This window comes from Caballeronia sp. LjRoot34 (assembly GCF_964253815.1).
Taxonomy (GTDB): domain Bacteria; phylum Pseudomonadota; class Gammaproteobacteria; order Burkholderiales; family Burkholderiaceae; genus Caballeronia.
The window spans coordinates 3523113-3537734 of the sequence record NZ_CAXUSB020000001.1 but is presented as its reverse complement, the minus strand read 5'-3'; the positions used below and the strand labels follow the sequence as shown (position 1 = coordinate 3537734).

Genomic DNA, 14622 nt, shown 5'->3' with positions numbered 1-14622 from the left:
TCCTGGTCTGCATCTCTGCCGGCAAGAGGCTCTCGTTTAGAACATTTAGTGGATACTCGTTAGCCTAATGCATCGCTCCTATTTGATCCTTCAAGGTCCGGGCTCGCCAATTTTTGGCCAACTTGCTGCTGCTTTGCTTAAGCGCGGACACGTCGTGCGGCGAGTCAATTTTTGCGGTGGCGATCTGTTGTACGGAGGAAGCCTCAATGCATGGAACTATTCAGGCGCCTCGGCCGATTTGCCTGCGTGGTACACGCAACTATTGAAATCGGGAAATTTCACCGACGTGATCATGTTTGGCGATTGTCGCGAGATTCATCGCCATATGCATCCCCTTTCACGGGCGTTCGGCTTGCGTGTTCATGTCTTCGAGGAAGGTTATGTCCGGCCTTACTGGCTCACGCTCGAGAGGCATGGGGTGAACGGTCGCTCGCAATTGTCACGTGATCCGGCGTGGTATCTCGAGCAGCGCAAGAGGACGCCTCATATTCCAGCGGCCAGTCCTACCGGTTACAACCTTTACGAACGCGTGTTTCACGATATTCGATACCGGACTGCCAATCTGCTATATGCAAAGCGCTTCCCGCACTACCGCAGTCACCAACCAACCAACGGCGTCTGGGAATATGGCGGTCTCGCGGCGCGAGCACTACGAAAACGCCCGCATGATCGAAATGCCGAACACGTGACCCGCAGCGTGCTGGCGGCAAAGGGTGGCTATTACATCTTCCCCTTGCAGCTCAATTCAGATGCTCAGATCGTCGTTCATTCGCCTTTTGACAGTGTGCGGGATGCAATCGAAAAGATTCTTCATTCGTTTGCCCGTTTTGCGCCAGCGGATACTGAGTTCGTCATCAGGAACCATCCTCTCGACATGGGGCCTATCGACTATCGCCGTCATGCGGAGCAAATTGCTGTCGATCTGGATATCAAGGACCGTTTGCGTTTCATCGACGCCGGTCACCTGCCGACATTGCTGGAGAATGCTCGTGGTGCGGTGGTCGTGAACAGTACTGTGGGTTTGTCTGCGTTACACCATTCCCGTCCCGTCATTGCGCTTGGCACAGCGATATACAGCTTGCCCGGACTGACCTGGCAGGGGGAGCTAGACGACTTCTGGCTGCATGCTGAGCAACCGGACACTGCCCTGTATCAAGCTTTCCTAGACTACGTCGTGCATCACACGCAAATTAATGGTGATTTGTACACCCGCACTGGCATAGTCATGGCGATAGCGGGGGCCGTGCCCCGTCTGGAAAGCGAACGTGGATAACGCCCGCATCGTCATCACCGGCGCGAGGGTCGGCCTCGGCCGAGCGCTCGCGTTGGCCTATGCGGTGCCCAGGGTCATCCTCGGCCTGATCGGCCACGACGAGCAAAGAATCCACGCATCAGCTGCGGCTTGCCGCGCTGGATACTGTCAAGCAGGACGTCCGGTCGTGTTGCCTCACGGGAGAATGTTGCTCGACGAATTGTTGTCGTTTTCTTCCTCTCTTTCATGGTCTTCCAGGCGCAGAGCGCCCGGCCCCGTCAGCGTTTACTTTTTCGCAGATCACGCTTCAACCGGCATGGCTATCGGCTTACGTAGGCCGCCCAAGCTCAGTCCTTTCACGCGCTCGACGCGCCATGCTTTGACTCGGCGTTGTAACGTTCGCAGTTTTGCCTGACTTTGCATACGCTTCCGGAAACATCGCGGCCAACCGATCCATCAATACGTTGGCCGGCACAGAGGGCACTGCAATCAGCCATCCTTCGATTAGCGGCTACGCGTCGGCGAACGGATCCGCCCGACTTCTCCACCAATGCTTAGCCTATGGTGGCTTTCGGTGTGTTGGACGTGCTTCGCCTTCCTTCCATGCCGAAGACAGGCTCGCGAGGAAGACGGCAACGTCTGATTCGTCCCCCCAGACTGCGCCGTATTCGTTGGCAGCGAGCCCCTCCGGCGCGCAAGCCCAGCGCATGTTGCCCTCCACCCACCGTAAGAAAGGGCCTCGCGAAAGGACGCTTTCACCATTGGAAGCGGATGCCTGCGACGTTGCATGCGAGGTGGGTCGAGTAGTTCTCACGCACATCGAAAGCTTACAGCACACGTTGGAACCGGAAATATTTTCCAATCAATTTGATCGGAAAATATTTCCATATAGAGATATACGCAGCGCGCCGTGCGCTGGGGGTTAGCGACTTCACTGTGCTCGAATAATATGAAATTGTCGTTCGAACTATCGAGTTCCTGAAAAAGTTCATTAAAATCAACGAATTAATAGAGGGTCGTTCACGCAATCAAGCGCATGGTCGCGCTCCCTCTCGCGAAAATTGCAATAAAGTTGTATACAAAATGAAATATAATGCCATAATTATAGTTACATATTGAACTTTTCCATGTATTCTTCCACCTTACAAATACGTTAAGATGTAATTATTTCTGCAATTATTACTCGATTAGCAATGCCGCTTTTGCCGCAGAGCCGCGTTCACCCTGACAACATTTTCATTCCCATGACGCGTTCGTTTCTCGCCTTACAGGGCACTGCGTCACCGTTTTTCAATCGACTTACCGGCACGCTGGTCTCGCGGGGCCATTCTGTGCTACGCATAAACTACTGCGGCGGCGACGTTCTTTATGGTGATAGAAATTCCGGCTGCGATTACCTCGAACATCCGTCACGTTTACCGCTTTGGTATGACGAAATCTTAAAAGCAGGTAAATTTACCGATATATTTTTGTTTGGAGATTGCCGCTCAATCCATCGTCCTATCCATCCAATCGCTGAGCAATACGGCGTGAATGTCCACGTATTCGAAGAGGGCTATGTCCGTCCGCATTGGTTAACTCTCGAAAAATACGGTGTCAATGGTCGTTCAAAACTACCGCGCGATCCGGCGTGGTATCTGGATCGACGTAGCCACACACCGCCGCCGCCGTGTCATTCGACTGGCTATAATCTTTATGAACGCGCTTGGCACGATATCCGTTATCGGGCCGCCAATACACTTTATGCGTCGCGGTTTCCGAATTATGAGAGTCATCGCCCACATAATGGGATTAAAGAGTATTTGGGTCTGGCCCGGCGTTTCTCCCGGAAGAAAGCGCATGAGCGGGGCGCTGCAAAAGCCACCGCAATGGTTCTCGGCACAAAGCGCACGTATTACGTCTTCCCGCTGCAACTGAACTCGGACTCGCAAATCATCGAGCATTCGCCGTTCAATTCGGTGCGTGAAGCAATCGAAAAAGTAATGCGCTCGTTCGCCATCCACGCACCAAGCGACGCGCTGCTCGTCATCAAGAACCATCCTTTAGACACTGGCATCGTCGACTATCGGCGCTTCTCTCACGACCTCGCGCGTACACTCGGCATGCAAGACCGCCTGATGTACATCGAAGCCGGCCATCTGCCCACTTTGCTCGATCACGCAAAAGGCGTGGTAGTCGTGAACAGCACGGTGGGACTTTCCGCGGTCCACCATCGCAGACCGCTGATCGCGCTCGGCACCGCAATCTATGACATGGCCGGCATGGCGTGGCAGGGCAGCATCGACGACTTCTGGCGCCACGCAGAAGGCCCCGACATGGCCCTGTACTACGCGTTCCTCGACTATGTGATTCATCACACCCAGATCAACGGCGACTTCTACACAAAAACCGGTATTGCCATGGCAACAGCGGGCGCCGTGCAGCGACTCGAAGCGTCAAGTGTCGGGCGTGAAGTTGATCGCGAGCATGCAAGCGTGCTTGTGCCGGAGCGCGAGCGTCTGTATGGCTGAGGGCGTGCCGCGCCACATTGTTGTGACGGGTGCAAGCGCGGGCCTCGGCGCAGCGCTCGCGCGCGCCTACGCGGCGCCAGGCATCGTGCTGGGCCTGGTCGGTCGTGACATCACGCGCCTTGAGGACTGCGCGCAGCAATGCCGCAACGCCGGCGCGCAGGTAGTGACAGCAGCGCTTGATGTCCGCAACGCCAACGCCATGCAAACCTGGCTGGATCATTTCGACAATACCCATTCCATCGACTTGTTGATCGCCAATGCAGGGATAGCGAGCACGCTGGCTTCGGCAGCGGATTGGGAAGACCTCGCGCTTACAAACGCGGTGATGGAAACCAACTTCTTCGGCGCAATGCACGCGGTGCTGCCAGTCGTAGAACGCATGCGTGTACGCAAGCGCGGGCAGATCGCCGTCGTCAGTTCGCTGGCGGCACTGCACGGCATGGCAATTTCCCCGGCCTATTGCGCAAGCAAATCGGCGCTAAAAGCATATGGGGAATCGGTGCGGCCGCTGCTGGCACGCGATGGTATCGCGCTGTCAATCGTGTTGCCCGGATTCGTCAAGACGGCAATGAGCGATATGTTCCCGGGAAATAAACCCTTTCTCTGGACGGCCGAAAAAGCGGCTCGCTTTATTCGTCGCGGACTGCGCGCAAATCGGCGGGAGATTGCGTTTCCCGGCCTGCTGGCCTGGGGAATGGTCTTCCTCCGGTTTCTTCCGGCCCGCCTCGCGGATGGCATTCTCGCCTCAATGTCCTACCTGCCACGCGAGGAGCGTTGATGACGTGACGGTCACGCTCTGGTTTCTCGTCTCGATGATCGGCTCGTGCATGGCGGAAGCCGTGGCGTTGCCGCGGGCGTCGTTCAAGCGCTCATGGCGGGCCATCGGTCTCGGCGTGGCTGCACTCGCACTGCTGTTTTCGATAGTCCTGTGGGTGAGCGGCCGCCCCGCGTTCGCCGCGCTCGTGACGGCCTCGCTGGTCGCGTTGCCGGCTATCGTGAGCAACGCCAAGCATGAATCGCTACATGAACCGTTTGTATTCACGGATCTCAGCCTTTTTAGCCAGCTGTTTCGCCACCCACGTTTGTATCTGCCGTTCCTGAGCGCTGGCAAGGTGGTCGTTATAGCAACAGGCGCAGCGCTTTTTGTCGCTGCGTTTATCTTCGGGCCGAAGCTGCCACGGCTTCCGCATGCCTCGCTGGCGCTTGTCGTACTGGCGAGTCTCGCAGCGATCGTGCGTTTGTCGTCGCGGCTCGACTTGTCCTTGCTGCTGGACAACGACCAGCGGCGCTACGGGTTCTTTTCAACCTTCATTGCCTACTTGTCGAATGGCTTGCGTCCCGCGACTGCGCGCCAACTACACGCCGCGCTCGCGAGCGGCCCATTCGCCCGCACGGCGGCGCCAGTTGCTCGCCCAGACGTGATCGTGATCCAGAGCGAATCCTTCTTTGATGCGCGCCGGTTGGGCAGTTCGATCGAACCGTCGCTGCTGAAACACTTCGACGCAGCCTGCCGCGAGTCCGAGCAATACGGCGAACTGACCGTCCCGGCGTGGGGCGCGAACACCATGCGCACGGAGTTCGCCGTGCTGACGGGCTTACCTGAAACCAGCCTTGGCTACGCACGTTTTTATCCGTATGCGTTTGTTCGGACCCGGTGCACGACGATTGCCGCCTGGTTCAAGCGGGCGGGTTACGTGACGCGCGCCATTCACCCGTATTTCGCCGATTTCTTCGGCCGGGCGCGTGTCTTCCCGCTCATGCATTTCGATAGCTTCACCGACATCAGCGCATTCGCAACGGCGCCGCGCGCCGGTCCGCATGTTGCGGACTCAGCGGTGGCGGATGCCATTCTCGAAGCGCTCGAAGCGGCCGGGGACCAGCCGGCATTCGTGATGGCGATGACCATGGAAAATCACGGTCCGCTACATCTTGAGCACGTAGGACCGGGAGAGGCTGCGCAGTATCACGGCGAAGGCGAGGATCCGCGCTGGCACGATCTGACGGCCTACCTTCGGCATCTTTCCAACGCAGACGTTATGATCGGCGCCCTTATGCGCGCACTCGCGCAGCGGCCGCGCGAATCCATCGTGTGCTTTTACGGTGATCACGTGCCGGCACTGCCCAAGATTTTCAATTCACTGAACAAACCTCAACACACAAGCGATTACTTCATTTGGTGCAGCCATGGCACGCGCACGGAGCGACGAACCAACAAGCCAATGAGCGCCGCACGACTTGGACTGACTCTCGTCAAGCTGATCGAAGCGAAGCATGGCGCTGTATCGATGCGCTAACTAATAGATGAAGATGAGAGCGATCCCAGTCTTGCCGGGATCGAAAAATAATGATGACCAAACCAATCGCAATAATAGGAATGGCCTGCCGTTTTCCGGGCGGCGTGACCACTCCCGACGACTTCTGGCAGTTGCTGTCCACCGGCCGCGACGCGGTTACGCAAATCCCGCCTGATCGCTTCGGCACCGAGTTCTACCAGCACCCGTCAAAACGCGAGCCGGGCAAGAGCTACACGTTCGCGGCCGGCGTGCTCGAAAACGTCGCGGGATTCGACGCCGCTTTCTTCGGCATTTCCCGTCGCGAAGCCACGCAGATGGACCCGCAGCAGCGCCTGCTGCTGGAACTCGCGTGGGAGACCTTTGAAGACGCGAGTCTGCCCCCGCGCGGGATGGCAGGGCGCAACTGCGCCGTCTATGTGGGCGTGGCGAATACGGATTACGGCCATCGCGGCATGGACGACGTGAGCGGTATCGATGCCTACACGGCGACAGGCACCACGTTGAGCATTGCATCGAATCGCGTGTCGTATGTATTCGACCTGCGGGGCCCGAGCATGTCGATCGATACCGCCTGCTCGTCGTCACTGGTCGCGCTCCATCAGGCGTGCCAGTCATTGCAAGCAGGCGATGCCGACATGGCGCTTGCCGGCGGCGTGAACGTGTTGACGCATCCGTCGGCGTTCATCGGCTTCTCGAAGGCGTCGATGTTGTCGCCGACAGGCCGTTGCCGCGCATTCGATGCCTCCGGCGACGGCTACGTGCGCGCCGAAGGCGGCGCATTCGTGCTGCTCAAGCCATTGGATAAAGCCCTCGCCGACGGCGATACGATCCACGCGGTGATCGCGGGCTCGGGCGTCAATTCCGATGGCCATTCGCGCGGTGGAATCAGCGTTCCAACGTCGGCTGCGCAAGCGGCGCTGCTGAAGAGCGTGTACCAGCGCGCGGGTATCGATCCGAGCGAACTCGCCTATCTGGAGGCACACGGCACGGGCACGGCGGTGGGAGACCCCATTGAAGCGCGGGCGCTGGTCGAAGCGGCATCGGTTGGGCGGACGGCTGACAAGCCGTTGCTGATCGGGTCGGTGAAGACGAACGTCGGCCACCTCGAGACGGCATCCGGCATGGCGGGTTTGTTCAAGACCATCCTGAGCCTGAAGCACCGCGCGGTGCCCGAGTCACTGCACTTCAAGACGCCGAATCCGCGCATCGACTTCGAAGGCGGCGGTTTGAAGGTCGTGGACCGGCTTACGCCGCTCCACAGCAGCGAGCCGCTCGTGATGGGCGTGAACTCGTTCGGCTTCGGCGGGACGAATGCGCACGTGGTGCTGCGCGAAGCGCCGCTACGCACGCCGGCCCGTGACGTTCAAACGGAGATCGTAAAAGACATTTCCTTATTGCCGCTTTGCGTGACGGCGCGCGCACCGGAAGCGCTGGCTGCCATCGCCGCGCGCTACGTCGCCATGCTGGACGCGGGCACGCCCTGGAATACGCTGGCGGTGAGCTCGGCGCGCGGGCGCCAGTGGCTGAGCGAACGCGCGATCATTGCGCCGTCGAACGCAGTTGAAGCGCGTGCGTTGCTCGAAAGCCTGAGTAAAGGCGAGGACCCAACCGGCGACGCCAACGCGCTGGTCCGCGGCACCAGCCCCGGCGACGACGACCGTCTCGCGCTCGTGTTCTCCGGAAACGGCGCGCAGTGGGTGGACATGGGCAAGCGTCTGGTCGACGAAGAGCCGCTGTTCCGCGCTGCGCTGGAAGAAGTCGATGCACACTGGCGCGCCGACGGCAGCGCATCGCTGCTCGACGTATTGCGCGCGGGCGCAACGGCCGCGTGGCTCGACGCAACGGAAAACGCGCAACCGCTGTTATTCGCAATCCAGGTGGGCATTGTGCGGGTGATCGAAGCGCGCGGCGTTCTGTACGACGCGTGTCTCGGCCATAGCGTGGGCGAGATCGGCGCGGCGTGGGCCTCGGGCGCCCTGACGCTGGCGCAGGCGGTGCGGGTCATCAAGGTCAGAAGCCAGGCTCAGGCGCTGACACGGGGCCTCGGACGCATGGCGGCGGTAGGCATGAGCGAGATCGCGATGCGCACGCGCATCGCGGAACTGGGGCTTGCGGCATCGGTGGAAATTGCCGGCATAAACAGTCCGCAAGCCGTCACGCTGGCCGGTTCGCTCGAAAGCCTGCAAAAAATTGAAGAAACGCTGCGCGATAGCCGCACGTTCTTCCAGATGCTCGACCTGGACTACGCGTTCCACAGCTCGCACATGGACCGGATTCAAGGCGCGGTGCTCGACGGCCTCGCAGACTTGGCGCCGCAGGAATCGGTGCGCCGGTTCATCTCGACGGTGACGGGCGCGGACTTTCCGGGCGATCAGCTCGATGCCGACTACTGGTGGCGCAACATTCGCGAACCGGTGCATTTCGGCGATGCCATCGCGCATCTCGCCCGCGCGGGCGTGCGGATTTTTCTCGAAGTCGGCCCGCATTCCATCCTGCGTCACTACGTGAAGCAGACCTGCGACGACCTGGAATTGCCGGTGCGCGCGCTGTCCACGTTAAAGCGCAATCACGACAGCGCACAGATGTTGGAGCACGCGCTGTACGCGGCGCTCGCCAACGGCGCGCGTGCGGATCTGGATCGCTTTGCACCCACGGATCGTGCGCCGGCACGCATCGCGTTGCCGGGTTATCCGTGGCAGCACGAGCACTTCTGGCAAGGCCCGACTGCGGAAGCGTATGACCTGGTGAACCGGCATCGCGAGCATCCGCTGCTGGGGTATCGGCTGCGCGATCAGGCGCTCGCATGGGAAAACGATATCGATCCGGAACGGCTGCCGATGCTGGCCGATCACGTGGTGGACGGCAATATCGCGTTCCCGGGCGCGGGGTATGTGGAGATGGCGCTGGCGGCCGCGCGCGTGTTTTTCGGCACGGAAACCTGCGCGGTCGAGAACGTCGAGATTCGCGTGCCGGTGGTGTTCCGCGCACAGCATTCAAAGCTCTTGCGCCTGAGCGTCGATCCGCGCACTGCCGCGTTCACGATCGAAACGCGCGACCGCATGAGTGACGCGGCGTGGACGTTGAATGTGACGGGACGTCTGCTGTCAGGCGGTCCCGACATGAGCGCGCCAGCCGTGGTGCCGCATGCCGAACTTGAGCGGCTGATGACGCTGCCGGCGCTCGACGGCGCGACGCTGTACGAACAAGCCACGAACATCGGTCTTGCCTACGGTCCGGCATTCCAGTGGGTTCAAACGGTTCGCATTGCCGACGATAACCTCGCGCTCGCCGAAGTCGCGATGCCATCGGCGTGTGCCGTTCCCGGCCGCAAGCCGGATCTGTACACGTTCCATCCGGCGTTGATGGACAGTGGTTTTCATCCGCTGTTCGCGTTGCTGGCGGCGGGTGTCGAAGAAGGCGTTGCCGATCACGCCGCGTATGTGCCGGTGCAACTCGGACGGATCGACTTCCTCGGCGGTGAGGCCGTCAAGTATGTGCTCGCACGGGTCGAGCGCCGCAGTCCGCATTCGCTGGTGGCATCGTTTGAATTCGCCGATGAACACGATGTCATCGTCGCGCGGCTAAGCGCGTGCCGGTTCCGTCGCGTGGATTTGAACGCGCGCCGTCCGAGCGCGCCTGCACGCTTCGCCTACGTGCTCGACGCAAAACCACTGTCCGGCGACGCGCACGCGCGTACGCTTCCGGCCTCGGCTGGACTGGTTGCGAACGCGTTGTCGGCACGAGGCGCGGCGTCCACCGAAGACGATGCGCGCCGCACGACGCATCTCACCGAAGTGCTGCCGTTGCTCGACGTGCTCGCGAGCGCATACGCCTTGCACGCGCTCGAAGCGCTCGATGTGTTCAATCAGTCCACGCTGCCGCCGTGCGCCCATCCGGCGCTGCTTGCGCGGCTGGTGGACATGCTTGTTGAGGACGGGCTCGCAAGCTGGGACGCGAGCGGTCGCCTGATTCGCGACGAAGCCGCCTGCGAGAGCCTGCCGCCCACCGATGCACTCTGGCGTGAGCTGCTTGCGCAGTCGCCGTCACACGTCGCGGAATTGACGTTGCTCGCGCATTGCGGCAGCGCGCTCGCGCCGGTATTGCGCGGCGAGAAGTCTGGCGTTGAGATTTTGCCGGCCGCACGCAGCAGCCTGGTCGAGCATTTCTTTGAAGGCTCGCCGACTTGGTCGTTCGTGAATCAACTGGTGGGCGATTGCGTGAACGCCGCCATCGATTCATGGAAGCAGCCGCGCCGTTTGCGCCTGCTCGAAATCGATTCGCCGGAAAGCGATGTGTTGCAGCCGCTGGGCATGCATTTGCCGTTGTCGCGCGTGGACTGCACGATCGCCGGAACCGATGAACAACTGAGTACCTTCGACACAGCCGCGTACCCCGCCGTGCATACAGTCACGCTGGAGCGCGGCGCACGGCAGAAGCTCGGCAGCGGCGCGGCGAATCACTACGACGTGCTGGTTGCAAGTCACGCGCTCGCGGCGCAATCGAATCCGCGCGCATTCGTTGACGCAATGCGCGGCTGGCTTTCGCCGGGCGCGCTGGTCATCATCACCGAAGCGCGCCGCAGCCGTTTCTCCGACATCGTCTTTAATCTCGATGCCAGCGAGTCTGCAAAGCGGACTTGGCTGTCCGCCGCCGAAATCGCGCGCCTGTTGCAGGAGGCCGGTTTCGACGATGTTTTCCGGCACGTCGAGCAGGGCCTCGACCTGGAAGGCGCGCCGACGCTCGTGGTCGCGCGGCAACCATCCGCACCGGAAAACACGCCTGCACAGGACAGCCGGTCTAAGCATTCCTGGGCGTTGTTGACGACCGGTGCTTCGAGCGCGTTGCATACCGCCATTGCTGCCGAACTCGATACCGAAGGGCAGGATGTGAGCTGCGTCGTGCTGTCCGCGGCGTCCACGCTCGGCGCTGAGAACGTCATGTTCATTGCGCCGGACCTGGCCGGTGAAGATGTCTTGTCATCGCAGCGCGATCTTTCGCTTGCGCTTGCGCGGCTGGTACGCGATCTCACGCGCAATCCGGGTGTGCCCGTGCCGAAGCTCTGGATTGTCACGCGTGGCGGTGCGCCGCTGATCGTGGGGCCGGAGTCCGTATCGCAGCAGACGGACGCCGCCGCATTGCATCCTGAACAGGCCACGTTGTGGGGTCTCGGCCGCGTGATCGCCAATGAGCATCCTGAACTTTCGTGCCGTCTCGTCGATGTGCATCCGGCATGCGCGAACCCGGCGGCGAGTCTCGTCGGCGAACTGCTTGCCGCCGATGCTGAAGAGGAAGTGCTGCTGACGCCTTCGGGCCGTCACGTGCCGCGCATGCTGCCTGCCGCCACCGCCGCATTGCGTCAGCCGGTCCTGGTTTCTGCCGGGCGCGCGCGCGTCGAAGCCGTGTTGGGCTTCGGCACGCCGGGGTCGCTTCGTAACCTCGAATGGTTCCCGCTGCCCGATCGCGAACTGGCGGCCGACGAGGTCGAGATCGAACCCGTCGCCACCGGCCTGAACTTTCGCGACGTCATGTACGCGATGGGCCTGCTCTCCGACGAAGCCGTGGAAAATGGCTTCGCGGGCGCGACTATCGGCATGGAGTTGTCGGGAAGAATCGTGCGCGTGGGACGCGACATCACGGGCTTTCGTCCCGGCGATGCCGTGCTCGGTTTTGCACCGGCATCGTTTGCATCGCGGGTGCGTACGCGGGTCGTGGCCATCGCCCACAAGCCGGCGCAGATGACCTTCGAGGAAGCCGCGACCATTCCCACCACGTTCTTTACCGCCTGGTACGCGCTGTGCGAACTCGCGCGGCTGCGTCCCGGCGAGCGTGTGCTGATTCACGGCGGCGCGGGCGGCGTGGGCATCGCGGCAATCCAGCTCGCGCGTCACTTCGGCGCGGAAGTGTTCGCGACAGCAGGCAGCCGCGAGAAACGCGAGTTCGTGCGGCTGCTGGGCGCCGACCATGTTCTCGATTCACGCAGCCTGCTGTTCGCCGATGAAATCCGCGAGCGCACCGGCGGTGCGGGCGTGGATATCGTGTTGAATTCGCTGGCGGGCGAAGCCATGGTACGAAGCATCGATACCTTGCGGCCGTTCGGACGTTTCCTCGAACTCGGCAAGCGCGATTTCTACGAGAACAGCCGTATCGGCTTGCGTCCGTTCCGCAACAACATCAGCTACTTCGGTATCGATGCCGACCAACTGATGACCGTATTACCCGAACTCACCGCGCGCCTGTTCGCCGACGTGATGAAGCTCTTCGCCGATGGCGTGCTGCATCCGCTGCCTTATCGCGCGTTCCCTGCCGAGCGCGTGGAAGACGCGTTCCGGCACATGCAGCAGGCGCGTCAGATCGGCAAGGTGCTGGTCACGTATTCGGGCGGCACGCCCGCGCCCGCGCACGCGACGGTTACGCCGGACGCATTGCGGCTCAATGATTCTGCGGCGTATCTGGTCGTGGGCGGGACCGGCGGGCTGGGCTTTTCGACGGCGCGCTGGATGGTCGAACGCGGCGCGCGGCATATCACGCTGGCAAGCCGCCGTGGTGTACTGGCGCCGGCCCTCGCCGACGAAGTCAAGACCTGGGAGGGCGTGGAGGTTCACGTAGCCGCGTGCGATATCACGGACAGCGAAGCTGTTCACACGCTGATTCGCGACATCGATGCACGCGGTTTGCCGCTGAAGGGCGTCGTGCATTCGGCCATGCTTGTCGACGATGGCCTGATCCGTAATCTCGACGACGCCCGCTTCAACGCCGTGCTCGCGCCGAAGGTCGCAGGTGCATGGAATCTGCATCGCGCGACGCGGACTTGCACGCTCGATGCGTTTGTCGTGTATTCGTCGGCGACCACGTTCCTCGGCAATCCGGGGCAGGGCAGCTATGTGGCCGCGAATACGTTCCTCGAAGCGCTGGTCGGACAGCGTCGCGCAGCCGGACTCGCGGGCACGGTGATGGCGTGGGGTCCTGTCGATGACGTCGGTTTCCTCGCGCGCAATGAAGAAACACGCGAGGCGTTGCAGGCGCGAATTGGCGGTTTGTCGATCACGTCGGTGGAGGCACTGGCTGCGCTGGAGCAAGCGCTGCTCGATGGCCGCTCCGGCGAAGCGGTGCTGCGGCTCGACTGGAATGTCGTCGCGCGCGGCATGCCGGCTGCCGACGCGCAACGCTACTCCGAGCTGCACACGCGCGGCGCGGCGGAAGTCACGCGCGAATGTGGCGCGCATATTCGCGCGTTGTCCCGTACGGACGCGCTGTGGTTCGCCGAAGAAACGCTGCAATTGCAGATCGCGCGGATCCTGCATATGTCGCCGGAAAAGATTGGCAAGGACCGGTCGCTCGCCGACATGGGCATGGACTCGCTCATGGGTATGGAGCTCGGCATGGCGGTCGAGGAATCGTTCGGCGTGAAGTTCTCGGTGATGGCGCTGGCCGAAGGCGCGACCGTGGTATCGCTGGCGCGGCGTATCGTGGATTCCGTCATGACCGGCGACGCAGAAGGCACGTCGCTGGATGCACCGGACGAGGCGTCGGTACTGGCTGCACGTCACGGTATTGAAGACGAGACCCGGGCGCTGGCGGAACCCGATACAGAAGCTGAATTGGAATCGGTTTCAGAGGCCGCACTCGCCGATACCACCGGGGGAACGCATTGAGCGCCCCGGCCGGCTGGCACGGCGACCAGGGCACGCTCGCCCGCAACCTTGAACTGAGCGGCCGTGGGCTTCACACGGGACGCCGCGTGAATGTGCGCGTTGTTCCCAGCGAGGCGGGCGGCATCATTTTTCGGCGGATGGGCAGTGGCCGGGTGCTTGCCGAGTTGCCGGCGAGCCCTTCGATACGTCTCGCGCAGCCGCTCTGCACGACGCTCGAAACGGGCGGTGGCATCCGCGTGCGTACGGTGGAGCATTTACTGGCTTCGTTGCTGACGTGCGAAATCGATCACGCGACGGTGGAACTCGACGCTGAAGAAGTGCCCATTCTCGATGGCAGCGCTCAACCCTGGATTGAAGCCATCACCTGCTGCGGCCGGCGTTCCCTGTCTGCCCGCAAGCGCTTCATTCGCGTGTTGCGCCGGGTCAGCGTGGAGGACGGTGCAGGCAGCAAGAATGTTCGCAGCATGAGCATCGAGCCTTCAGACCGATACGAAATGAGCGTTCGCAACGATCTCAAGGGGTTCGGCAACCTGCATTGGGATGGCGGCATCACACCCGCCAGTTTCGCGGCCGAAATCGCCCCGTCGCGATCGTATGGCCGCGTGAAGTGGGCGGCGCTCGCCATTGTTGCGGGCTATGTGCGCGGCGTGCCGATCCTGCGCGGCGCACGGCTCAGTTCGACTGCGGCGATCGTGGGCAGCAAGGTGATCGGCGGGATGCGCTTGCCGGACGAATTCGTGCGGCATCGGGTGCTCGACCTGGTCGGCGACCTCGCGCTCGCGGGTGCGCCGCTGCTTGGACGCGTGACGGCGGTGCGGCCCAGCCACGAGATGAACTATCGGCTGCTCGCCGCACTGCTTGCCGATCGAGATGCATGGGAATGGACCGAATTCCCCGCCTGAGCGCACGCCACA

6 protein-coding genes are annotated in these 14622 nt (G+C 61.8%); all 6 read left to right on the top strand.

Annotated elements, in window-relative coordinates:
- The first annotated feature begins 67 nt into the window (after positions 1 to 67).
- The 6 genes from ACSQ36_RS15800 to ACSQ36_RS15775 all read left to right on the top strand — a co-directional run bounded on the left by ACSQ36_RS15800 (position 68) and on the right by ACSQ36_RS15775 (position 14610).
- Positions 68 to 1273 carry a capsule biosynthesis protein gene (locus tag ACSQ36_RS15800; RefSeq protein ID WP_436182605.1) on the top strand — a complete coding sequence of 402 codons (1206 nt, stop codon included), beginning with the start codon at positions 68 to 70 and terminating at the stop codon, positions 1271 to 1273.
- Between the two features lie 1223 nt (positions 1274 to 2496).
- Complete coding sequence (locus ACSQ36_RS15795; protein WP_436183199.1) at positions 2497 to 3762, top strand: capsule biosynthesis protein; 1266 nt, start codon at positions 2497 to 2499, stop codon at positions 3760 to 3762.
- Entirely contained in the window at positions 3755 to 4540 is a 786-nt protein-coding gene (locus ACSQ36_RS15790; RefSeq protein WP_436182604.1) for an SDR family NAD(P)-dependent oxidoreductase, read from the top strand. The genes ACSQ36_RS15795 and ACSQ36_RS15790 overlap by 8 nt, the downstream gene beginning before the upstream one ends.
- Positions 4541 to 4544: 4 nt before the next feature.
- A complete protein-coding gene (locus ACSQ36_RS15785) occupies positions 4545 to 6056 on the top strand; it encodes an LTA synthase family protein (protein WP_436182603.1) in 1512 nt (503 codons plus the stop codon).
- Between the two features lie 50 nt (positions 6057 to 6106).
- The gene (locus ACSQ36_RS15780) at positions 6107 to 13708 is read left to right on the top strand and encodes an SDR family NAD(P)-dependent oxidoreductase (protein ID WP_436182602.1); all 7602 of its coding nucleotides are present in this window, start codon (positions 6107 to 6109) and stop codon (positions 13706 to 13708) included.
- A complete protein-coding gene (locus ACSQ36_RS15775) occupies positions 13705 to 14610 on the top strand; it encodes a UDP-3-O-acyl N-acetylglycosamine deacetylase (protein ID WP_436182601.1) in 906 nt (301 codons plus the stop codon). Before ACSQ36_RS15780 ends, ACSQ36_RS15775 begins: the two co-directional genes overlap by 4 nt.
- Positions 14611 to 14622: the final 12 nt, after the last annotated feature.

What these genes read in the sequence shown, in the direction of transcription:
- ACSQ36_RS15800 (WP_436182605.1), top strand. Translation starts at nt 68, where the DNA reads ATGCATCGCTCCTATTTGATCCTTCAAGGTCCGGGCTCGCCAATTTTT.
- ACSQ36_RS15795 (WP_436183199.1), top strand. Translation starts at nt 2,497, where the DNA reads ATGACGCGTTCGTTTCTCGCCTTACAGGGCACTGCGTCACCGTTTTTC.
- ACSQ36_RS15790 (WP_436182604.1), top strand. Translation starts at nt 3,755, where the DNA reads ATGGCTGAGGGCGTGCCGCGCCACATTGTTGTGACGGGTGCAAGCGCG.
- ACSQ36_RS15780 (WP_436182602.1), top strand. Translation starts at nt 6,107, where the DNA reads ATGATGACCAAACCAATCGCAATAATAGGAATGGCCTGCCGTTTTCCG.